Genomic DNA, 22553 nt, shown 5'->3' with positions numbered 1-22553 from the left:
GACATATGAAAACCTCCCGATGGGTCCTCATGACCTATGCGGCGATCATTCTCGCCGGCATCATCGTCGCTTTACCGAATTTGTTCACCGCCAGGCAGCTTGCCGCCATGCCCGCCTGGTTTCCCAAGCATCAGGTTACGCTCGGGCTCGACCTGCAAGGCGGCTCCCATCTTGTCCTTGAGGTCGATGCCGCCGCGCTGAAGGCCGACCGCCTGCGCTCGGTGCTCGACGATGCGCGCGCCGCGCTTCGCAAGGAGCGCATCAGCCCGCAATCGGCTCGCACCGTCGGCGATGCGATCGTCATCAACATCGCCGACGAGGCTCAGCGCGCCAAAGCGCTGGAAATCCTCCAGGCGATGGCGGTGCCGGTGGGCAATCTCGCCCTCGGCGGCGCGCAGGCCGACATCGCGGTCGCCTCCACCGCGGACCAGATCAAGGTCACGCTTACCGAAGCCGGTCTGCGCGACCGCCTCGACGCAGCCCTTCAGCAGAGCCTCGAAATCGTGCGCCAGCGTGTCGACCAGGTCGGCGTCGCCGAGCCCACGATCCAGCGTGTCGGCTCCGACCGCATACTGGTGCAACTGCCGGGCCTGCAGGACCCGACGCGCCTGCGCGAACTGCTCGGCAGCACCGCCAAGATGGACTTCCACATGGTCGCCAACAATGTCGAAGGCGACCGCCTGCCGCCGGGCGTCACCATGCTGCCCGACGCCAAGACCGGACAGAAATACCCGGTCGAGGATCGTGTGACGCTGAGCGGCGAGCGGCTCGCCGATGCACGCGCGGGCTTCGACCAGCGCACCCATGAGCCGATCGTCTCGTTCCGCTTCGACAGCATCGGCGCGCGTCAGTTCGCCGAAATCACCAGCACCAATGTCGGCCGGCCCTTCGCCATCGTGCTTGACGGCAAGGTGCTTTCCGCGCCCGTTATCCGCGAGCCGATCACCGGCGGCTCGGGGCAGATAAGCGGCAGCTTCACCGTGGAGGACACGGTGGTGCTTTCGGCCCTGCTGCGCGCCGGCGCCCTGCCCGCCCCGCTGACGGTTATCGAGGAACGCACGGTCGGTCCGGACCTCGGCGGCGACGTCATCCAGATGGGCATCTACACCGGCATCGCCGGCTTCGCGCTGGTCGTGGCGTTCATGGTGGCGCTTTACGGCATGTGGGGCATGATCGCCAATGTCGCGCTGCTTCTGCACCTCATCCTCACCTTCAGTGCACTGACTTTGCTCGGCGCGACGCTGACGCTCCCCGGCATCGCCGGCATCATCCTCGGCATCGGGCTCGGGGTGGACGCAAACATCCTGATCAACGAGCGAATACGCGAGGAGTCCAAGCGCGGGGTCAGCGCCATGGCCGCGCTGGATCTCGGCTTCAAGCGTGCCTATTCGACCATCATCGATGCCAGCGTCACCTCGCTGATCGCCACCTGCCTGCTGTTCATGTTCGGCTCCGGGCCGGTGCGGGGCTTCGCCATAACCATGATCCTTGGCACCTGCCTGTCGCTGTTCACGGCGGTGGCGGTCGTGCGCGTCATCATGACCGAGGTGGTGCGGCGGCGGCGCATGAAGACGATCAATATCCATCCGCTGATCCGCTTCGTCCCGGACAAGACCTCGATCTCGTTCATGAACGCCCGCTTCCTCGGCATCGCGATGTCGATCATGCTGTCGCTCGCCTCCATCGGCCTGTTCATCAAGCCTGGCCTGAACTACGGCATCGACTTCAAGGGCGGCATCCAGGTCGAGATCACCACCTCGCAGCCGGCCGATCTGGCCCAGTTGCGCTCCACGCTCGGCGATCTCGATCTCGGCGAAGTGGCGTTGCAGCAGATCGGCGGCGACAAGGACGTGCTGATCCGCGTCCAGCGCCAGGACGGCGGCGAAACCGCCCAGACCGCAGCCGTTGCCGCGGTCAAGTCCGCCGTGCAGAAGCTCGATCCGTCGGTCAAGTTCGAACGCACCGAAGTCGTCGGCCCGAAGGTCAGCGGCGAACTGGCGCGCTCGGGCGTGCTGTCGGTGGTGCTGGCGGGGCTTGCCATGCTCGTCTACATCTGGTGGCGCTTCGAATGGAACTTCGCCATCGGCGCCATCGTCACGCTGATCCTCGACACAACCAAGGCGGTCGGCTTCTTCGCGCTGCTCGGGCTCGACTTCAACCTGACGGCGATCGCCGCCCTCCTGACGATCATAGGCTATTCGCTGAACGACAAGGTCGTCGTCTATGACCGGATGCGCGAGAATTTGCGGCTGTTCAAGAAGATGCCGCTTCGCCAGCTCATCGACATGAGCATCAATCAGGTGCTCGCGCGCTGTCTCTACACATCGAGCGCCATCCTTTTGTCGATGCTGCCGATGGCGATCTGGGGCGGCAGCGCGGTGGAAAATTTCGCCGTGCCGATGGTGTTCGGCGTATTCGTCGCCACCACCTCGTCGATCTTCATCGCAGCACCGATCCTGCTGCTGCTCGGCGACTGGTGGCAGCACCATCGCGAACGCGGCGAAGCGGCAACCAAGGCGCTGCCCGCCGCCAAGGGATGAGCGCAAGAGCGCGGCGCTTACGGCTCCCGGAGCGCCGCGTCCTCATACTTTTATAAAGGCCAGACCAGCATCAACATCGGTACCGAGGCGATGATGACGATCAGCGACAGCGGCAAGCCGAGCCGCGCGTAATCACTGAACCGATAGCCGCCCGGCCCCATCACCAATGTGTTGCACTGGTGGCCGATCGGCGTCAGGAAATCGCAGCCCGCACCTATCGCGACCGCCATGAGAAAGGCTTCGGGGCGATATTGCAGGCCGGCGGCAAATCCGGCGGCGATCGGCGCCATCACCAGCACCGTTGCCGCATTGTTGAGAAAGGGCGTGATGGCCATTGCCGCCACCAGTATCAGCGCCAGCGCGCCATAGGGCGGCAAGCCCGCGCCGATCTCGGACAGCCATCCGGCCATGATGTCGGTCGCGCCGGTTCGCCGCAATGAATCGCTCACCGGAATGAGTGTGGCGAGCATGATAAGTATAGGCCCGTCGATCGACGCATAGACCTCGCGAATTGGGATGACCTTGAAGGTCACCATGGCAACCGCCGCGGCGAAGAATGAGACCGCCACCGGCACCAGCCCTCCCGCCGTGGCGCCCATGGCCGCGATCAGGATCAGCACCGGCACGACGCCGCGTCGGACGCTGCCCAGCAGTATCTTGCGTTCGGCAAGCGGCAGCAGGCCGACATCGCGAAGGATTTCCGGCAACGCCTGTCGGTTGCCTTGCAAGAGGATGACGTCGCCGAGCCTCAGCGTAATCGTGCCCAGCCTTTCGGAAAGGCGCTCGCCCTTGCGGCTGACGGCCAGCAGATTGACGTTGAAGCGGTTGTAGAGGTCGAGCCGCTGCGCCGACCAGCCGATCAGCATCGAGTTTTCGCCGATCACCGCCTCGACGACCTCGACGTCCGTAGCCTTTTCGGCCGTGTCGCGGCCGCCGGTGACGCTGAGCTTGGCTTGCGCCACCAGACGGTCGAGCGCCTCGGGGTCGCCCTCCACCAGCACGATGTCGCCCTCCCGCAGCACCGCGTCGGGAAGCGGGGTGATGCGCACGCCCGAGCGCAGGATCGAGGTGACGATCGCCTCGCCCTCGGCAAGTTTCATCAAATCCGCAACCGGCTTTCCAAGGACGGTGGAGCCGGGAACGATCATGGCCTCAGCCACGTAGTTCTTGATGTTGATCGCCTCATGCATGGACGCATTCTCGCGCGCCCGCCTCGGCAAGAGCCCGTAAAAAAGTACGAGAAAGACTATGCCCACCAGAGAAAGCGCCGCGCCCACAGGCGTGAAGTCGAACATGTTGAACGCGGTGCCGGTGATTTCCTGGCGCAGGCGCGAGACCACGATGTTGGGAGAGGTGCCGATCTGCGTCATCAGCCCGCCAAGCAGCGAGCCGAACGCCATCGGCATCAGGAAGACCGACGGCGAAGCGCCGGAGCGCCGCGCAAACTGGAAAGCGATCGGGATCATGATCGCCAATGCGCCGATATTCTTCACGAAGGCCGAAAGAACGGTCACCGTGACGACGAGCAGCGCCACCTGTGCCCGCACCGAAGAGACATTGGGTGCGTAGCGCTTGATGGCATATTCCATGATGCCGGAGCGCGCCACGCCGGCACTGACCAGAAGCGCACTGCCGACAATGATGACGATGTCGTCGCTGAAGCCGTCAAATGCCGCATCATAGGGCACCACGCCCACGGCAATCGCGGCAAGCAGGGCCCCTGCGGCGACGAGGTCGTAGCGGAACTGGCCCCAGACAAATGCCGCCATCATCAATGAGATGACGCCGATTGACAGGATCTGGTCCAAGGTCATGCAATGCTCGCCCCCGTTCGCCGTGCGCAGCACCCGCGATCCGACGCAACGATGCTGTAACAGCGACTGGAAACGTCTCGCAAGCCGAATCGTTGCCGAAACTGCGGCAGATGAATCAGTGCCTGCGTGTGTCCTTCAGCGATGGCAGGAGGATCGTCAGCAGTCCGAGCAACGGCAGGAACGAACAGATCTTGTAGACGAAGTCGATGCCCTTCAAGTCCGCGACGACGCCCAAAACAGCCGCGGCAAGTCCGCCCATGCCGAACGCGAAGCCGAAGAAGATGCCCGCGACCATCCCGACGCGGCCGGGCACCAGTTCCTGCGCGAACACCACGATGGCAGAGAATGCCGAGGCAAGGATCAGTCCGATCAGCACGGTGAGTATTCTCGTCCAGAACAGATCGGCATAAGGCAGCGCCAAGGTAAACGGCAGCACGCCGAGGATCGAGAACCAGATCACGAATTTCGGCCCGAAGCGATCGCCGATCGGCCCGCCAAGAAAGGTGCCGACCGCGGCCGCACCAAGGAAGATGAAGAGCAGGACCTGCGATTCCTGCACCGAAACGCCGAATTTGTTGATGACGTAGAAGGTGTAGTAGCTCGACAGGCTTGCCATATAGACATGCTTGGAAAACACCAGCATGGCAAGCACGACCAGCGCCATCACCACTTTGCGGCGCGGCAACGAGACATCGTAGTGGCTTGCCGGGCGCTTGCCGGCGCGGCGATAATGGCTGTACCACCTGCCGACGCCGCTCAGCACCAGCACCCCGATAAAGGCGAACAGCGCAAACCAGGCGATGCTCGTCTGGCCTCTCGGCACCACGATGAACGCCGCCAGCAGCGGCCCGAGCGCGGTGCCGAAATTGCCGCCCACCTGGAAGGTCGATTGTGCGAATCCGAACCGCCCGCCGGAAGCAAGCCGTGCAACGCGCGAGGATTCCGGATGGAAGATCGCCGAGCCGATGCCGATCATGCCGGCGCCGAGAAGCAGGACCGGATAGCTGTGGGCATAGGCCAGCGTGATGACGCCGCACATGGTCGAAGTCATGCCGACCGGCAGCGAATAGGGCATCGGCCGTTTGTCGGTGTAGTGCCCGATCCAGGGTTGCAGCAGCGACGCCGTCACCTGGAACATCATCGTCAACAGGCCGATCTGCCAGAATTCCAGCCCGTAATCGACCTTCAGCATCGGATAGATCGCAGCGAGCAGTGATTGCATCACGTCGTTGACGAGATGACAGAAGCTCACCGCCAGGATCACCGCATAGACGGTGTTGTCGGCCTGGGCGCGGCCCATGGTCTGCGAGGCTTCGGTCACTTTCTTATTCCTGCTCACTGGCGGCGCGAACGGCGCGCTGCACAAATGGGCGCAATTCGCCCAATGCTACATAAACGGATTTGATGGACAGCACCTTATGACAGTCCGCGACACTGCTATGGCGCAGATTTCGGGCTCGCCCGATCCACTCACCCTTCGCCGAGATCTCTCACCGCACCGCGCGCGGCACTGGTGGCGAAGGCGGCATAGGCTTTCAGTGCCGTCGTCACCTTGCGCTTGCGCGGCTTTTCCGGTTTCCAGCCGGCGCGCTCCTGCTCGGTGCGGCGCCTCTCCAACTCGGCATCTTCGACCGCCAGATGGATCGTCCGGCCCGGAATGTCGATCTCGATCCGGTCGCCCTCGCGCACCAGCCCGATCGTGCCGCCCTCGGCCGCTTCCGGCGAGACATGGCCGATCGACAGGCCCGACGTGCCGCCCGAAAAGCGTCCGTCGGTGATCAGCGCGCAGGCGGCCCCCAGGCCCTTCGATTTCAGATAACTGGTCGGATAGAGCATTTCCTGCATGCCCGGTCCGCCGCGCGGCCCCTCATATCGGATCACCACCACGTCGCCGGGATTGATCTTGTTGCTCAGGATGGCGTTGACGGTATCGTCCTGGCTCTCGAACACCCGTGCCGGGCCGGAGAACTTCAGGATGCTCTCGTCGACGCCGGCCGTCTTCACGATGCAGCCGTCGATCGCCAGATTGCCCTTGAGCACCGCAAGCCCGCCATCCTTGGAGAACGGATGCGCGACATTGCGGATCACGCCCTTCTCGCGGTCGATGTCGAGACCGTCCCAACGGCGATCCTGACTAAAGGCAATTTGCGTCGGCACACCACCGGGAGCCGCAAGGAAAAGCTCCTTGGCCACACCACTCACCGTTTCGCGCGCAATGTCCCAGCGGTCGAGCGCATCGCCGAGTGTCTCGGAGTGAACCGTCGGCAGGTCGCGCTTGATCAGCCCGCCTCGATCCAGCTCGCCGAGGATCGCCATGATGCCGCCGGCCCGATGCACGTCTTCCATATGCACGTCGGCCTTGGCCGGCGCCACCTTGCAGAGCACCGGCACGTGCCGCGACAGCGCATCGATATCGTCCATGGTAAAGTCGATCTCGCCTTCATGCGCGGCAGCGAGGATATGCAGCACGGTGTTGGTCGAGCCGCCCATCGCGATATCGAGCGTCATGGCATTCTCGAACGCGCCCTTGGAGGCGATGGAACGCGGCAACACGCTGTTATCGTCCTGCTCATAGTAACGCTGCGCCAGATCGACGATCAGATGCCCGGCCTCCACGAACAGCCGCTTGCGGTCGGCGTGGGTCGCCAGCGTCGAGCCGTTGCCCGGCAGCGACAGGCCAAGCGCCTCGGTCAGGCAGTTCATCGAGTTGGCGGTGAACATGCCCGAACACGAGCCGCAGGTCGGGCAAGCCGAGCGCTCGATCACCTGCACGTCCTCGTCCGACACGTTATCGTCGGCGGCGGCCACCATGGCATCCACCAGGTCGAGCGCCTTCTTCTGCCCGCCCAGCACCACCTTGCCGGCTTCCATCGGCCCGCCGGAAACGAACACGGTCGGAATGTTGAGCCTCAGCGACGCCATCAGCATGCCGGGCGTGATCTTGTCGCAATTGGAGATGCAGACCATTGCGTCGGCGCAATGCGCATTGACCATGTATTCCACGCTGTCGGCGATGATCTCGCGCGACGGCAGCGAATAGAGCATGCCGTCATGGCCCATGGCGATGCCGTCATCGACCGCGATGGTGTTGAACTCCTTGGCGACGCCGCCCGCCTTCTCGATCTCGCGCGCCACCAGCTGACCGAGGTCCTTCAGGTGCACATGCCCCGGCACGAACTGCGTGAAGGAATTGACGACCGCAATGATCGGCTTGCCGAAATCGCTGTCCTTCATGCCGGTGGCGCGCCACAGCCCGCGGGCGCCGGCCATGTTGCGGCCATGGGTGGTGGTTCGGGAGCGATAAGCTGGCATCGGATTCGTCCTAAGCTGTCCCTGATCCCCGCTGGTGCTTCGCGACGATCATGCGAAAATTCAACCTCTGAGAAGGCGCGCATGAGCCGGTTCAACCGAGCTTGCCCCCTCGCGGTGAGTATCGTTTCGGCGGCAGGATCGGCACAACTGCCAATCCCGCAGGCGCCAACCGTACCCACGGTTACTCTCTATAGCGAAAAGCATGTCGCGCGTCACCCTCTGGCACCAAACTTTGCCACATTTGGTTTAGCCGCTGTCGCTCACGACGATTGACTGCCGCCGGCGTGTTGGGGCATAGGGTCGGCGTAAATTGTTCTCAGGGCGGGGTGGAAGTCCCCACCGGCGGTAAGAGCGCAAGCTTGAGCCCGCGAGCGTTTTCCGGGGGTTGCCCGGAAAAGTCAGCAGATCCGGTTAAATTCCGGAGCCGACGGTTAAAGTCCGGATGAAAGAGAACGAACGGGATGAAGCCGCTATTTCGCGGCTCGCATTCTGTCTCGTGCGTCCTGATTCTGGTTGTCGGAAGGAAGGACCCATGAATCAGATTCCCCAGCATCAATTCGAAACCGTTCGCGTCGCCGTCATTCGCGCCCGCTGGCATGCGGAGATCGTCGATCAATGTGTCGACGCATTCGTTGACAAGATCGAGGCTCTTTCGGGCGGAAAGATCGCCGTCGACATCTTCGACGTTCCGGGCGCGCTCGAAATCCCGCTCCATGCCAAGACGCTGGCGGTTAGCGGCCGTTACGCGGCCATCCTCGGTTGCGCGCTGGTGGTCGACGGCGGCATCTACCGCCACGATTTCGTCGCCGCAACGGTGCTGGATGCGCTGATGCGCGTGCAGTTGGACAGCAACGTGCCGGTGCTGTCGGCCGTGCTGACGCCGCATCATTTTCATGAAGGCGAAGAGCACCGCAAGTTCTTTTTGGAGCATTTCAAGGTAAAGGGCGTCGAGGCTGCCAATGCCTGCACGCAGATTCTCGAAGCTCGCGCGATGATAGCCGCATAAGTGTTGCAGGCGGCGCCCCTCGATCTTGCTCGAGGGGCGTATTCTCTTTTGACAGCGATGCGCGGTCTATGTAACGTCACCCCATAAGAGGCGTGCTCAGGGTATGTGCGTTTCAAGAAAAATGGGGAGGCGATGGCAGAAGACATCATCTTGTCTGCAACGGGGCTCACCAAGGAATTCAAGGGCTTCATCGCCGTCGACACCGTCGACCTCAACATTGCCCGGGGCACCATCCACGCCCTGATCGGACCCAACGGGGCCGGCAAGACCACCTGCTTCAACCTGCTGACGAAATTCCTCCAGCCCAGTCGCGGCGCCATCGTCTACAACGGCCGCGACATCACCAGATTGCCCCCGGCCGACATCGCCCGCCTCGGCCTCGTCCGCTCTTTTCAGATTTCAGCCGTCTTCCCGCACATGACCGCGCTGGAGAATGTGCGCATCGCGCTGCAGCGCCGGCGCGGCGACAATTTCGACTTCTGGCGCTCGCAGCGTGTGCTGTCCCAGTTCGACCAGCAGGCCTCTTCCCTGCTTGAGGATGTCGGGCTCACCGAGTTCTCCTCCACCCTTGCCGGCGAACTCTCCTACGGCCGCAAACGGGCGCTGGAGATCGCCACCACGCTGGCGCTCGATCCCGAAATGCTGCTGCTCGACGAGCCGATGGCGGGAATGGCACAGGCCGATGTCGAGCGCATATCGGCGCTCATCCGCACGGTTTCGAAAAACCGCACCATCCTGATGGTCGAGCACAATCTTTCGGTGGTCGCATCGTTGTCGAACCGCATTACCGTGCTTGCCCGCGGCAAGGTGCTCGCCGAAGGCGACTATGCCTCCGTGTCAAAAAATCCGGCAGTCATCGAGGCCTATATCGGAGCTGGTCATGGCTGAGGCATCGACGATTGAACGGCCGGCCATGCCGGGCGCAACGAAACCGCTCCTCAGCGTAAGCGATCTTGAAGGCTGGTACGGGGAAAGCCACGTGCTCCACGGCATGAACCTTTCCGTCCACTCCGGCGAGGTCGTCACCCTGCTTGGCCGCAACGGCGCTGGCAAGACCACGACTCTGAAGGCGATCATGGGCATTCTTGCCAGGCGCCGCGGCTCGATCGTCTTCGACGGTCATGAGACGATCAGGCTGCCGGCCCGCGCCATCGCCCGGCTCGGCGTCGCCTTCTGCCCGGAAGAGCGCGGCATTTTCGCCAGCCTCTCGGTTGAGGAAAACCTGATGCTGCCGCCGCAGGTGCGGCCGGGCGGACTTTCGGTCGAACAGGTCTTCGCGCTGTTTCCCAACCTGAAGGAGCGGCTGACCAGCCAGGGCACGAAGCTGTCCGGCGGCGAGCAGCAGATGCTGGCCATCGGCCGCATCCTGCGCACCGGAGCCAATCTGCTGCTTCTCGACGAACCGACGGAAGGCCTTGCGCCGGTCATCGTCCAGCAGATCGGCCACACCATCGCAAAGCTGAAACAGTCCGGGTTCACCATCGTTCTGGTGGAGCAGAATTTCCGCTTCGCCGCCTCGGTTGCCGACCGGCACTACGTCGTGGAAACGGGCAAGGTCATCGACGAGATTCCCAACAGCGAGATCGAGGCGAACATCGACAAACTGCACGCCTATCTCGGCGTTTGAGAATGCAACGGGCGCAGGGCGCCATCACAGGAGGAGAATGACGTGAGGGTAAGGACACTTGTTTTGGCTGCCGCGGCAGCCGCGCTGATGGCCGGCACCGCGCTTGCCGACACGGCCGTGAAGATCGGCGTTCTCAACGATCGTTCCGGCATCTATGCGGACCTCGCCGGCGAAGGCTCGGTCGTGGCCGCGCGCATGGCCGTCGAAGACTTCAAGGCCGCCGACAAGGGCATAACCGTCGATATCATCTCCGCCGACCACCAGAACAAGCCGGACGTCGCCTCCACCATCGCGCGGCAGTGGTACGATCAGGAAGGTGTCGACCTCATCGTCGATGTGCCGACCTCCTCGGCAGCACTTGCCGTCAGCGACATCACCCGCGAGAAGAACAAGGTGTTCATGAATTCCGGCGCCGGCACTGCCGATCTTACCGGCTCCAAGTGCTCGCCCAACACCGTTCACTGGACCTATGACACCTGGGCGCTTGCGAATGGAACGGGCAGCGCCATGGTGGAGAACGGCGGCAAGAAGTGGTTCTTCCTGACAGCCGACTATGCGTTCGGCCATGCGCTCGAGCGCGATACTGCGGCCGTCGTCAAGGCGGCGGGCGGCGAGGTGGTCGGCCAGGTGCGTCATCCCTTCCCCGGCACCGACTTCTCGTCCTTCCTGCTCCAGGCACAGTCCTCGGGCGCCCAGGTCATCGGCCTTGCCAATGCTGGCGGCGACACCATCAACTCCATCAAGCAGGCGTCCGAATTCGGTATCACCCAAGGCGGCCAGGCGCTCGCCGGCCTCCTCGTCTTCCTGACCGACGTGCATGCGCTCGGCCTGCAAACGGCACAGGGCCTGGTGCTCACCGAGAGCTTCTACTGGGATCTCAACGACCAGACCCGCGAGTGGTCCAAGCGCTTCGCCGAGAAGCACGGCGGCAAGATGCCGACCATGGTCCATGCCGGCGTTTATGGCAGCGTGCTGCACTATCTGAAGGCCGTCGAAGCCACCGGCGGCAAGGAGGCCACCGCCATCATGGCCAAGATGAAGGAAACGCCGACGGACGACCCGCTGTTCGGCAAGGGCCAGATCCGCGTCGATGGCCGCAAGATCCACAATATGTACCTGTTCAAGGTCAAGAAGCCGGAGGAATCCAAGGGTGCGTGGGATTACTACGATCTGGTCTCCACCATTCCCGCCGACAAGGCGTTCCGCTCATTGGCTGACGGCGGTTGCGAACTGGTCAAATAAGGTGCTGCGGGGCGTGCCGGCAATCCGGCATGCCCCTTCACCCGAGCGGATGCGGGCGCAACGGTGGCGGCCGCCCGCGCTCTGACACGAGAATAGATCGCAGGATGGGCATATGTTCGAGTTGTTGGGAATTCCACCCCAGGCTTTGTTTGGCCAGCTCCTGCTCGGGCTGATCAATGGTTCGTTCTATGCCCTTCTCAGCCTTGGGCTGGCGGTCATCTTCGGGCTTTTGAACATCATCAATTTCGCCCATGGGGCGCAATATATGATGGGCGCGTTCGTGGCCTGGATGCTCCTCAACTATCTCGGTATCAACTACTGGGCCGCACTCATCCTGGTGCCGGTCGTCGTCGGCATCACCGGCGTCGTCATCGAGCGGCTGTTCATAGCCCGGCTCTACCATCTCGATCACCTCTACGGCCTGCTTCTCACCTTCGGTCTCGCTCTCATCATCCAGGGCCTGTTCCGCAACCAGTACGGCATCTCCGGCCTGCCCTATCAAATTCCCGAGCAACTCGCCGGCGGACAGAACCTCGGCTTCATGTTTCTCCCGAATTATCGCGGCTGGGTCATCGGCGCCTCGCTCGTCACCTGCATCGCGACATGGTTCGTCATCGAAAAAACCAGGCTCGGCGCCTATCTGCGCGCCGCCACCGAAAATCCGACACTGGTCGGGGCCTTCGGCATCAACGTGCCGCGCATGATAACTCTGACCTATGGTTTCGGCGTCGCCCTTGCCGCCTTCGCCGGCGTGCTTGCCGCGCCGATCTATTCGGTCAATCCCAATATGGGCGCCGATCTCATCATCGTCGTTTTCGCCGTGGTCGTCATCGGCGGCATGGGCTCGATCCTCGGGTCGATCATCACCGGCTTCGGCCTCGGCCTCGTCGAAGGCCTGACCAAGGTTTTCTATCCGGAAGGGTCGGCTGTGGTCATCTTCGTCATCATGGCCATCGTGCTGCTGGTGAAACCGGCCGGACTGTTTGGAAGGGCATCCTGATGGCAACGGACGTTCAGACCGGAGTCGAGTTGGCGCGAATGCAGTTGGCCTCCGCGCGCACGCCGCGCCATCATGTGATGATCTTTGCGGCATTGCTGGCGCTCGGGCTGGTGGCGCCGTTCATTCTCTATCCGGTCTTCGTCATGAAGGTGCTGTGCTTTGCGCTATTTGCCTGCGCCTTCAACCTTTTGCTCGGCTTCGGCGGGCTCCTGTCCTTCGGCCACGCCGCCTTTTTCGGCGCGGCAAGCTATGCCAGCGCCCATGCCGCGAAAGTCTGGGGCTTCAATCCTGAATTCGCGATCCTGTTCGGAACAGCCGCCGCTGCCCTGCTGGGGCTCGTCATCGGCGCTCTCTCCATTCGCCGCCAGGGCATCTATTTCGCCATGGTCACGCTTGCCTTCGCGCAGATGGTTTTCTTCTTCTCGCTGCAGGCGGAGTTCACCGGCGGCGAGGACGGCATCCAGTCGGTGCCGCGCGGTCATCTCTTCGGCCTGTTCGACCTCGCGCCCGACATCAACCTCTATTTCTTCGTGCTGGCCGTCGTCTTCGTCGGTCTGCTGATCATCTACCGCATCATCCACTCGCCGTTCGGACAGGTGCTGAAAGCCATCCGCGACAATGAACCGCGTACCGTGTCGCTCGGCTACCGCGTCAACCGCTACAAGCTCGCCGTGTTCGTGCTTTCAGCGACGCTCGCCGGTCTGGCCGGCGCTACCAAAGCGATCGTCTTTCAGCTCGCCTCGCTTACCGATGTCTACTGGACGATGTCCGGGGAAGTCGTGCTGATGACGCTGCTTGGCGGCATGGGCACCGTTTTCGGCCCGATCGTGGGCGCGGCCATCATCGTCACCATGCAGAACTATCTCGCCACCTTCGGCGCCTGGGTGACGATCATCCAGGGCGTGATCTTCGTGGCCGGCGTGATGCTGTTTCGTGAAGGCGTGGTCGGCGTGCTGGCGAAGGTGCTGAAGAAGCCGCTCTGACTATTCCGTCGGCTTCGCCATCGCATAAATGACCACGCCGTGCTTGTCGTCGAACCGCACCGCCAGCACGTCGCGCAGCAGGACTGAACGTGAATTGATCGCGTGATACAGCATGGCGTTGCCCTGCAGCTCGTCGCGCAGCGCGGTGATTTCGTTCTTGTGCGCCTCTGCCTTTTCGGCGATGGCCGCAGGCAAGGTCTTTTCGGCCGCGTCGGCAAGAAACACGATATTGACCTTGTCGAGGTTGGAGGTCTTGCGCACCTTCTCGGTCTGCTCGGCCGTCTGTTCGATCGCGGCGATAATCTCCGCCTCGTCGGCGCGCACGCCCTTTTCTTCTTCCTTCACCTCCGATCCCACGATGGAATCGATGGTCTCCTGGCTGTTCAACCCCTGTGCCAGGTTCGGCACCGGAGCCGCCAGAACGACCATGGTCGCCATCGCCGCCATCGCAATCAGCCTGTTCGGTTCACGGGTCATCAGGGCGCTCGACATGGCATTCTCCAATCCGGGATTCGTTGCAGGGGTGATCTAGGGGCCAAATGTGGCGACGGGTAGACCCCCTTGCACTCGGCGCGGCCAAGTTATGGCATGCCCCTGCTCTTTACCGGCAAGAAACTGGAATAAATCGTGAGCCGCGCACGGCATTTAAGACGGAACTGATGGAGTCTTTGCCCGTTTCTTCGCCGAGGGAGTAGAGAACGGAGTGAACCAATGAAAACCAAACTGTTGTTACCAACGGTCGCGGGCGCGCTTCTTGCCCTCACCGGTGCGGCGTTTGCCGATACCGCCGTGTCGGCGACCACAGATCTCAATGTACGGGCGGGTCCAGGCCCGCAATACCCGGTCGTCGGGGTTCTCGCCGCAGGGCAGTCGACCACGCTCAAAGGTTGCCTCGAAAACAGCAAGTGGTGCAGCGTCACCGAGCCAAGCGGTCAGGGTTGGGTCTATTCCGACTATCTTACCGCTGATATTGGCGGCCAGCAGGTTGTGGTCACGCAGCGCCCGGCGGATGCAGGCATCGCCGTCGTCGCACCGCCCGATAAGGGTGGCGGCGATACCGGCGCTGTCGCCGGTGGCGCTACCGGCGCGATCGCCGGCGCCATCATCGGTGGGCCCGTAGGTGCCGCAGTGGGTGGTGCAGCCGGCGTCATCGCGGGCGGCGCGACCGGTACCGTGATCGACCCGCCGGACAAGGTGCGCACCTATGTCATGGCAAATCAGGCCGAGCCGGTTTATCTCGAGGGTGAGGCTGTCGTTGGCGCCGGCCTGCCTGAAAATATCGAGTTGCGCGAGATTCCGGACTATGAATATCGCTATGTCAATGTGAACGGCCAGCCCGTACTGGTCGAGCCGGATTCGCGTCGCATCGTTTATGTGATGCGATAACACTGCTGCGGCATTGCCGCGCCGAAGCTCCCGTCCCGACCCAGGGGCGGGGGCTTTTTCTTGCGGATCGCCTCATTGGCGAGCCCTGAATAATCCAGATCAATCGCCATCCCCAATATATTTGGGATCGCTAAAATTCTTGCTATCGCCTTAACTTTGGGTTCGCCGGTTCGGTGCCATACCGCCCTTGAGCCGGGGGCGCGAAGCACGGAGGCAACGATGCGATCTGATTTCGCGCAAGCACGATATCATCTTGAACAAGCATGGCTCAGACTTGTCGGCCACGATGAAACCAGCCTGAACGGCCGCCAGGCCCTCGACCTGCTGATCGAGGCGGTGGCGACGGCCGAATTTACCGTCCCCAAGGGAAAGGCCGAAGTCATCGCCTTTCCGAAAAAGTCGTCCGTTCGTTTATAACGGCGGGCGAGCTGGCCTAAAGGCACGTCCCGATGGTTGGCGGGGGCATGGCTTCCGGAACGTGGCTCGTCGCATCGCGTCTCTTGAAGGTCGCGTTTTCCGCGCCTCTGCGCGCAATTTTCGAAATTTGATCTAGCGCAAAGACGTCCGTGTCTTTCCCTTGCTATGGCCCGCTCCAGGCAATGTAGATGCCTGCTGCCGAGTGCCGCAGTGGACATTTCTGCAATCCAGGGTAGTCATCGAGGGGCCGTATCGGCATGTCGGTTTACGCACCAACACAAAATGAGGGCCGCTGACACATGGTCGCCCAGCTTACCAGCACTGAACGCCAATATTCGCTCGTCGTCCTTGTGCTCCTGGCATTGACAGGGCTGGCTATGGCAGTGGGAGGCCGGGGCGATCCGCTCGGCACCCACGGTCTCATCGTTCTTGCGCTGAGCGCCGGCGTCGGCTTTGTGGTGCTTGCCGGTTTTTATGCACCCGAGCCCGGTCCCGAGCGGCTCGAGCGCTATTATGACGACCCGAGCAAGGCCGGCATCGTCCTCACCATGATCTGGGCGGTGATAGGCATGTTCCTTGGCGTCTGGGTCGCGGCCCTGCTTGCCTGGCCCGACCTGACGTTCGACGCGGCATGGGCGAGCTTCGGCCGCCTGCGCCCTGGCCACACCACCGCTGTGATCTTCGGCTTCGGCGGCAACGCGCTGATCGCCACCTCCTTCCACGTCCTCCAGCGCACGTCGCGGGCGCGGCTGCCCGATCAGTTCAGCCCCTGGTTCGTGCTTTTGGGCTACAATCTGTTCTGCATCGTGGCGATGAGCGGCTACTTCATGGGCGTGACCCAGTCGAAGGAATATGCCGAGGCCGAGTGGTATGCCGACATCTGGCTGGTTATCGTCTGGGTCACCTATTTCGCGATCTACATCCGCACGCTGGCGCGCCGCAAGGAACCGCACATCTACGTCGCAAATTGGTACTACATGGCCTTCATTCTGGCCGTGGCGATGCTGCACATCGTCAACAACCTGGCCGTGCCGGTGTCGTTTGGCCATGCCAAGAGCTACTCCGCCTTCTCCGGCGTGCAGGATGCGATGACGCAATGGTGGTACGGCCACAATGCCGTCGCCTTCTTCCTCACCGCCGGCTTCCTCGGCATGATGTATTACTACCTGCCCAAGCGCGCCGGACGGCCGATCTTCTCCTACAGGCTGTCCATCATCAGCTTCTGGGGCATCACCTTCCTCTATATGTGGGCCGGCTCCCACCACCTGCACTATACCGCGCTGCCGCAATGGGTGCAGACGCTGGGCATGACCTTTTCGGTGGTGCTTCTGGTGCCGTCCTGGGCTTCCGCGGGCAATGCGCTGGCAACGCTGAACGGCGCCTGGCACAAGGTGCGCGACGACGCCACGCTGCGCTTCATGATGGTGGCGGCGGTGTTTTACGGCCTGTCGACGTTCGAGGGCTCGTTCATGGCCATCCGCCCGGTGAATTCGCTCTCGCACTACACCGACTGGACCGTCGGCCATGTCCACGCCGGCGCGCTTGGATGGGTAGCGATGATCACCTTCGGCTCGCTCTACTGCCTCGTGCCCTGGTTGTGGAAACGCGAGCGCATGTATTCTGCCCGCCTTGTCGAAGCCCATTTCTGGCTCGCTCTCGCCGGAACCATCGTCTACGTCTTCGCGATGTGGAACTCCGGCATCATCCAGGGGCTGATGTGGCGGACCTACAATGAGAGCGGCACGCTGACCTACTCCTTCATCGAATCGGTCGTGGCCATGCATCCCTACTATATCGCCCGCGCCTTCGGCGGCCTGCTGTTCCTGGCTGGCGCGGTTGTCGGCTCCTACAATGTCTGGATGACGATCCGCGGCGCGGCTGAAACCCAAACGCAATTGCACGAAGACCTGCCGGAGAGCCGGCTCTCGCCGGAGCCCGCGGAGTAAAGACATGCCCACTCTTCATCGCAAACTCGAGCGCAGCGCCATCGGCTTCGTTCTCGCCATCGTCGTGGTCGCCAGCATAGGCGGCATCGTCGAGATCGCCCCGCTCTTCACCATCGACGAGACGGTCGAGGAGGCGCCCGACATGCGTGTCTACACGCCGCTCGAACTGGCCGGCCGCAACATCTACATCCGCGAAGGCTGCTATGCCTGCCACAGCCAGATGATCCGCACCCTCCGCGACGAGGTCGAGCGCTACGGCCCCTACTCGCTCGCCGTCGAATCGAAATACGACCACCCGATGCTGTGGGGTTCGAAGCGCACCGGCCCGGATCTCGCCCGCCTTGGCGACAAATATTCCGACGAGTGGCACGTCGCCCATCTGATCAATCCGCGTGACGTCGTGCCGGAATCGGTGATGCCGAAATATGGCTGGCTCCAGCGCAATTCGCTGCGGGTCGACGACCTTGGCCAGCATCTGGCGGCGATGGGCAAGGTCGGCGTTCCCTATACCGACGAGATGATTGAGAACGCCACCGACGATGCCATCGGACAGGCCGCCCCGGATACCGACAGGGCCAGCGGCGTGACCGAGCGCTACGGCGAGGCTACCCAGGTGCGCGCCTTCGACGGCGACGCCGCCCGCCTCACCGAGATGGACGCGCTCGTCGCCTATCTCCAGATACTCGGCCGGTTGACCGAGGCTGCGAACTCTCAAACCGCCGCGGTCGAGGAATAGGCTGATGGATTTCGACCATCAGACGATCGTCGCCTTCTCCAAGAGCTGGGGCCTGTTCTACCTGCTCGCCATGGCCGCCGGCGTCTTGATCTACACCTTCTGGCCGTCGAACCGGAAGCGCTTCGATCGGGCCAAGAAAAGCATTCTCGACAAGGACGACAGACCGGGAGACCAGGACCGTGGAAATTAAGAGGCGCGATCCCATCACCGGCCAGATGACGACCGGCCACGAGTGGAACGGCATCGAGGAACTCGAAACGCCGATCCCGCGCGTGGTGATCTTCTTCCTCGTCGCCACGACGCTTTTCTCGATCGGATACTGGATCCTCATGCCCGCCTGGCCGCTCGGTTGGACCTATACCAAGGGCCTGCTCGGCTTCGACCAGCGCACGACCGTCGAGCGCCAGGTCGAACAGGCCAGGACCCAAAGGTCCGCCTGGATGAGCCAGATCGAGCAGATGGACTTCGCCGCTATCCAGGCAGACCCGGCTCTGATGGAGATCGTGCGCGAAACCGGTGCCACGCTCTACGGCGACAATTGCGCTGTCTGCCACGGAACGAAGGGCACCGGCGGCAAGGGTTTCCCCGACCTTTCGGCCGGCGCCTGGCTGTGGGGCGGCGACCCCGAAACCATTGCCGAGACGATCCGCGTCGGCATCAACTCGAACCATGACGAGACCCGCGTCTCCCAGATGCTCGCCTTCGGCCGTGACGGAATGCTCGACCGCTCACAGATCAATGACGTGCTGGCTTATGTGCGCTCGATCGGCCCGGCCGGCGAGACCGACGCCGCGCCGGAGGCTATAGCCAGGGGCGAGGAAAGCTTCGCCGCCAACTGCGCCTCCTGCCATGGCGAGGATGGCAAGGGCAGCCACGATCTCGGCGCGCCGGACCTCACGGATGCCAACTGGATTTATGGCGGCGACACCCAGTCGCTGCACACGACGGTCTATTCAGGGCGCCAGGGGCATATGCCGAACTGGGAGGGCCGCCTTTCCGAGCCAGATCGCAAGATATTGGCGCTTTACGTGCTGTCGCTCTCGAAGGATGCGCAATGATCACGGCTGCGGAAAAACCGGCGACAAAGCCGCGCGGCAGGGTTCTGGCCCTGTCGCTCGCCGCCGCGGCGGTCGCGGTGCTGCTCGCCGCCAACGCGCATTTTGTCTATGTCGCGGTGACCTCGCAGCCGGATTGCGTGCCGCACAGCAAGGACATTGGTTCGGATAAGCCGGGAACTGCCTACAGGGCGGCCAAATCGGCATGTTGATGCGGTCGGGCAGGAAAGGACACTGACATGGGTGATGTCGATCTGGCTGAAATGCACGCTCCGACGCTCGGCGAAAGCCGCAACCGCGGCTTGCCGCCGGCCGCTTCCCTCGACTGGCTGCGCGCCGGGTGGCGCGACCTCGCGGTACATCCGGGCGCAAGTCTCGCCTATGGGCTGGTGGTGTTTGCCGTCTCGCTCGGTGTCATCTCCGGGCTGATCTTTCTCGGCCTCGACTACATCCTCTTTCCGGCCATCGCTGCTTTCATGGTCGTCGGCCCGCTGGTCGCCGTCGGTCTCTACGAGAAAAGCCGGCTTATCGAAGCCGGCGGGAAGGTGACGCTCGGCCGCATGGTGTTCGTGCGCCCGGCCTCCGGCGCGCAGGTGCTTTTCACCGGGGTCATCCTGTGCGGTCTGGCGCTTCTGTGGATGCGCGCCGCCGTCATTCTCTATGCGCTTTTTTTCGGGCTCCTGCCCTTCCCCGGCCTCGACCATATCGCGGAGATGCTGTTCACCACCGGCATCGGCTGGGCCATGCTGGTGACAGGGACGATCGTCGGCGGCCTGTTCGCGGCCTTCTCCTTCGCCATCAGCGCCTTCGCCGTGCCGATGTTGCTGGCCGAACGGACCGACGCCTTTACCGCCATGGGCACCAGCATCTCCCTTGTCTGGAACAACCTGCCGGTGATGATCGCCTGGGGCTCGATCGTGCTTGTCCTCACGGTGCTCGGCCTGGTGACTGGCATTGCCGGCCTGATCGTCGTCTTCCCGCTGCTCGGACACGCCTCATGGCATGCCTACAAGGCCATCAGATGATGCCGTCGCTTCCGCTGTAACCGGACCTGCGCCAATGACCTGCTGCTCGCCTTCGGAGACCGCTTTGGCGCTCGGCGCGCCATCGAACCCGACCGAGGAACTGCTCCTTGCCAGCCGCGATCTCGGCGACGGGCTTCGCCAGACCGATCTGTCCGTCCCCCGCGTCCATTGCGCAGCCTGCATCGCCTCGGTGGAGAAGACCCTGCGCGCACTGCCCGGCGTCACCTATGCCCGCGTCAACCTTTCCACCAAACGGGTGACGGTGAAATGGACCGCCACAAACGAGCGCGCCCCCGCCGATCTGATCGGCGCGCTCGGCAAAATCGGCTACGAGGCACACCTGTTCTGCGCCGAACCGAAGGTCGGCGATCCCGAATATGCCAGGCTCATTCGCGCCCTCGCCGTGGCCGGCTTTTCGGCGATGAACATCATGCTGCTGTCGGTCTCCGTCTGGTCGGGGGCCGATGCCGCAACGCGTCTCGCCTTCCATTGGCTTTCGGCAGCACTCGCCCTGCCCGCGATCGCCTATTCGGGCCGGATTTTCTATTCCTCGGCCTGGGCTGCATTGCGCAACGGGCGCACCAATATGGACGTGCCGATCTCCATCGGCGTGACGCTGGCGGTCGGTCTCAGCCTCTACGACACCATCCACAACGCGCCGCATGCCTATTTCGACGCCGCGACCTCGCTGCTGTTCTTTCTGCTGATCGGACGCACGCTCGATCACGTCATGCGCGAGCGAGCCCGCTCGGCGGTCGCCGGTCTCGCCCGCCTCTCGCCGCAAGGTGCGACGGTACTCGATCCGGACGGCCAGCGGCGTTATGTTCCCCTCGCCGAGATCGAACCCGGCACGACGATCCTTGTCGCTGCCGGCGACCGCGTGCCGGTGGATGGTGAGATCGTCGCCGGTAACTCCGAACTCGACTCCTCACTGGTGACCGGCGAAAGCGCGCCGAAGCGTGCCGAACCCGGAATGCCGCTGCAGGCCGGGTTGCTCAACCTCACCGGACCGCTTTCGGTTCGCGCCACCGCGCGCGCCGAAGATTCCTTCCTTGCCGAAATGGTCCGCATGATGGAGGCCGCCGAGGGCGGACGCGCCCGCTACCGGCGGCTGGCCGACCGCGCCGCAGCGCTTTATTCGCCGGTCGTTCACACGATCGCGCTGCTGTCCTTTCTTGGCTGGATCTTCGCCACCGGCGACTGGCATGCCTCGATCACCATCGCCATCGCCGTGCTGATCATCACCTGCCCGTGCGCATTGGGCCTTGCGGTGCCGATCGTCCAGGTGGTGGCCGCGCGCCGCCTTTTCGAGCGCGGCATCATGGTCAAGGACGGTTCGGCGCTGGAGCGTCTTGCCGAGATCGACACCGTGCTCTTCGACAAGACCGGCACGCTGACCCTCGGCAGGCCGAAGCTGGTCGGCGCGGAGGCCATCGCCCCGTCCGTGCTCGGGCTCGCGGCCGCAATCGCCGGCCATTCGCGCCATCCGGTGGCTGCCGCCATCGCCGCCGCCCACGCTGGTGAAACACCGGCCTTCGACAGTATCGAAGAACTGCCGGGTCTCGGCGTGGAAGCGCGCTCGGGCAACGCGCTCTATCGCCTCGGACGCCCCGAATGGGCGCTTGGACGCGATTGCCCGGACTATATCGAAGACGGCAGTGCCGCCTCGATCACAGTGCTGACGAGGGATGGCGAATTGCTGGCGAGATTTGCGCTTGAGGACCGCATGCGCGCCGATGCGCGCCGGACCCTCGACACCCTCGCCGACCGGCAACTGGCAGTCGAGATCGTGTCCGGCGACAGGCGCGAGGCAGTCGAGGCGCTGGCGGCACAACTCGGCGTCGAGCACTTCTCATCCAAGCTTCTTCCTTCGGAAAAGCTCGCGCGGATCGATGAACTCGGCACAGCCGGCCGCAAGGTCATGATGGTCGGCGACGGCCTCAACGACGCGCCCGCCCTCGCCGCTGCCCATGTATCGATGGCGCCCGCCACCGCCGCCGATATCGGCCGCAATGCCGCCGACTTCGTCTTCCTCCACGAAAGCCTTTCGGCCGTCAGCGACGCCTTCGAGATTACGCGGAAAGCGGGCACGCTCATCCGGCAGAACTTCGTGCTGGCCGTCACCTACAATGCCATCGCCGTGCCGATTGCGGTGTTCGGCTACGTCACTCCGCTCGTCGCGGCGGTCGCCATGTCGCTGTCCTCCGTCCTTGTCGTCGCCAACGCCTTGCGCCTTGGCGCGCCTGGCCGCGCGAAGGCATCGAACGGCACGGTGGTTCCGACAATGCAAATTGCAATGGCCGAAAGATGAGCGTTCTTGTTTATCTGGTGCCTATCGCCATCCTGCTCGGGCTCGCCGGGCTTGGCGCCTTCATGTGGTCGCTGCGGAACGGCCAGTATGAGGACCTCGACGGCGCGGCCGAACGCATTTTGATAGATGATGAGAAATAGACAGCCGCCCCCC

General features: G+C 63.3%; 21 protein-coding genes and 1 riboswitch. Of the genes, 17 read left to right on the top strand and 4 right to left on the bottom strand.

The window, feature by feature from the left end; genetic code table 11:
• Window positions 1-5 precede the first annotated feature (5 nt).
• Window positions 6-2540: a protein translocase subunit SecD gene (gene secD, locus ACLKMW_RS00345; protein ID WP_415722382.1), complete on the top strand. Its 2535-nt coding sequence runs from the start codon at window positions 6-8 to the stop codon at window positions 2538-2540.
• Between the two features lie 50 nt (window positions 2541-2590).
• Here the strand turns inward: secD and ACLKMW_RS00340 are convergent, their stop codons facing one another.
• From ACLKMW_RS00340 to ilvD, 3 genes are all read right to left on the bottom strand, one after another.
• Window positions 2591-4354, bottom strand: coding sequence for an SLC13 family permease (locus ACLKMW_RS00340; protein WP_415722381.1), 1764 nt, complete (start codon window positions 4352-4354; stop codon window positions 2591-2593).
• A gap of 115 nt (window positions 4355-4469) precedes the next feature.
• Window positions 4470-5654, bottom strand: a complete 1185-nt coding sequence (locus ACLKMW_RS00335) for an MFS transporter (RefSeq protein WP_415722736.1) — start codon at window positions 5652-5654, stop codon at window positions 4470-4472.
• A 170-nt stretch (window positions 5655-5824) separates the two neighbouring features.
• A complete protein-coding gene (ilvD, locus tag ACLKMW_RS00330; protein ID WP_415722380.1) occupies window positions 5825-7666 on the bottom strand; it encodes a dihydroxy-acid dehydratase in 1842 nt (613 codons plus the stop codon).
• Between the two features lie 308 nt (window positions 7667-7974).
• Window positions 7975-8124, top strand: a riboswitch (FMN riboswitch).
• 74 nt (window positions 8125-8198) lie between these two features.
• On the opposite strand from ilvD, the gene ACLKMW_RS00325 reads away from it, so the two are divergent.
• From ACLKMW_RS00325 to ACLKMW_RS00300, 6 genes are all read left to right on the top strand, one after another.
• Complete coding sequence (locus ACLKMW_RS00325) at window positions 8199-8672, top strand: 6,7-dimethyl-8-ribityllumazine synthase (protein ID WP_415722379.1); 474 nt, start codon at window positions 8199-8201, stop codon at window positions 8670-8672.
• A gap of 132 nt (window positions 8673-8804) precedes the next feature.
• Window positions 8805-9560 (top strand): ABC transporter ATP-binding protein, encoded by a 756-nt coding sequence (locus tag ACLKMW_RS00320; protein ID WP_415722378.1) that lies wholly within the window; start codon window positions 8805-8807, stop codon window positions 9558-9560.
• Window positions 9553-10299, top strand: a complete 747-nt coding sequence (locus ACLKMW_RS00315) for an ABC transporter ATP-binding protein (RefSeq protein WP_415722377.1) — start codon at window positions 9553-9555, stop codon at window positions 10297-10299. Before ACLKMW_RS00320 ends, ACLKMW_RS00315 begins: the two co-directional genes overlap by 8 nt.
• An 87-nt stretch (window positions 10300-10386) precedes the next feature.
• Window positions 10387-11541: an ABC transporter substrate-binding protein gene (locus tag ACLKMW_RS00310; RefSeq protein WP_415722735.1), complete on the top strand. Its 1155-nt coding sequence runs from the start codon at window positions 10387-10389 to the stop codon at window positions 11539-11541.
• A 112-nt stretch (window positions 11542-11653) separates the two neighbouring features.
• Window positions 11654-12541 carry a branched-chain amino acid ABC transporter permease gene (locus ACLKMW_RS00305; protein ID WP_415722376.1) on the top strand — a complete coding sequence of 296 codons (888 nt, stop codon included), beginning with the start codon at window positions 11654-11656 and terminating at the stop codon, window positions 12539-12541.
• Between the two features lie 38 nt (window positions 12542-12579).
• Complete coding sequence (locus ACLKMW_RS00300) at window positions 12580-13524, top strand: branched-chain amino acid ABC transporter permease (RefSeq protein ID WP_415722734.1); 945 nt, start codon at window positions 12580-12582, stop codon at window positions 13522-13524.
• Here the strand turns inward: ACLKMW_RS00300 and ACLKMW_RS00295 are convergent, their stop codons facing one another.
• Entirely contained in the window at window positions 13525-13971 is a 447-nt protein-coding gene (locus tag ACLKMW_RS00295) for a hypothetical protein (RefSeq protein ID WP_415722375.1), read from the bottom strand.
• A gap of 264 nt (window positions 13972-14235) precedes the next feature.
• Here ACLKMW_RS00295 and ACLKMW_RS00290 point away from each other — a divergent pair, with 264 nt between their 5' ends.
• The 10 genes from ACLKMW_RS00290 to ccoS all read left to right on the top strand — a co-directional run bounded on the left by ACLKMW_RS00290 (window position 14236) and on the right by ccoS (window position 22540).
• The gene (locus tag ACLKMW_RS00290) at window positions 14236-14910 is read left to right on the top strand and encodes a DUF1236 domain-containing protein (RefSeq protein WP_415722374.1); all 675 of its coding nucleotides are present in this window, start codon (window positions 14236-14238) and stop codon (window positions 14908-14910) included.
• Window positions 14911-15129: 219 nt separating this feature from the next.
• Window positions 15130-15327 (top strand): hypothetical protein, encoded by a 198-nt coding sequence (locus ACLKMW_RS00285; protein WP_415722373.1) that lies wholly within the window; start codon window positions 15130-15132, stop codon window positions 15325-15327.
• Between the two features lie 299 nt (window positions 15328-15626).
• Window positions 15627-17273, top strand: coding sequence for a cytochrome-c oxidase, cbb3-type subunit I (gene ccoN / locus ACLKMW_RS00280; RefSeq protein ID WP_415722372.1), 1647 nt, complete (start codon window positions 15627-15629; stop codon window positions 17271-17273).
• A gap of 4 nt (window positions 17274-17277) precedes the next feature.
• The gene (gene ccoO, locus ACLKMW_RS00275; RefSeq protein ID WP_415722371.1) at window positions 17278-18009 is read left to right on the top strand and encodes a cytochrome-c oxidase, cbb3-type subunit II; all 732 of its coding nucleotides are present in this window, start codon (window positions 17278-17280) and stop codon (window positions 18007-18009) included.
• Window positions 18010-18013: 4 nt separating this feature from the next.
• Window positions 18014-18199: a cbb3-type cytochrome c oxidase subunit 3 gene (locus tag ACLKMW_RS00270; protein ID WP_415722370.1), complete on the top strand. Its 186-nt coding sequence runs from the start codon at window positions 18014-18016 to the stop codon at window positions 18197-18199.
• Window positions 18189-19067: a cytochrome-c oxidase, cbb3-type subunit III gene (gene ccoP / locus ACLKMW_RS00265; RefSeq protein WP_415722369.1), complete on the top strand. Its 879-nt coding sequence runs from the start codon at window positions 18189-18191 to the stop codon at window positions 19065-19067. Before ACLKMW_RS00270 ends, ccoP begins: the two co-directional genes overlap by 11 nt.
• Window positions 19064-19276 carry a hypothetical protein gene (locus ACLKMW_RS00260; protein WP_415722368.1) on the top strand — a complete coding sequence of 71 codons (213 nt, stop codon included), beginning with the start codon at window positions 19064-19066 and terminating at the stop codon, window positions 19274-19276. The genes ccoP and ACLKMW_RS00260 overlap by 4 nt, the downstream gene beginning before the upstream one ends.
• Window positions 19277-19303: 27 nt before the next feature.
• On the top strand, window positions 19304-20089 hold the full coding sequence (locus tag ACLKMW_RS00255; RefSeq protein WP_415722367.1) for a DUF2189 domain-containing protein: 786 nt from the start codon (window positions 19304-19306) through the stop codon (window positions 20087-20089).
• A gap of 34 nt (window positions 20090-20123) precedes the next feature.
• Complete coding sequence (locus tag ACLKMW_RS00250; RefSeq protein WP_415722366.1) at window positions 20124-22400, top strand: cation-translocating P-type ATPase; 2277 nt, start codon at window positions 20124-20126, stop codon at window positions 22398-22400.
• Window positions 22397-22540 carry a cbb3-type cytochrome oxidase assembly protein CcoS gene (gene ccoS, locus ACLKMW_RS00245; RefSeq protein ID WP_415722365.1) on the top strand — a complete coding sequence of 48 codons (144 nt, stop codon included), beginning with the start codon at window positions 22397-22399 and terminating at the stop codon, window positions 22538-22540. Before ACLKMW_RS00250 ends, ccoS begins: the two co-directional genes overlap by 4 nt.
• The last annotated feature ends 13 nt before the right edge of the window (window positions 22541-22553 follow it).

The sequence above is a fragment of the Borborobacter xinjiangensis genome (genome assembly GCF_047739745.1).
Classification (GTDB): Bacteria; Pseudomonadota; Alphaproteobacteria; order Rhizobiales; family Rhizobiaceae; genus Pseudaminobacter.
The sequence above is the reverse complement of the archived record's forward strand: the minus strand, read 5'-3'. Positions and strand labels throughout refer to the sequence as shown.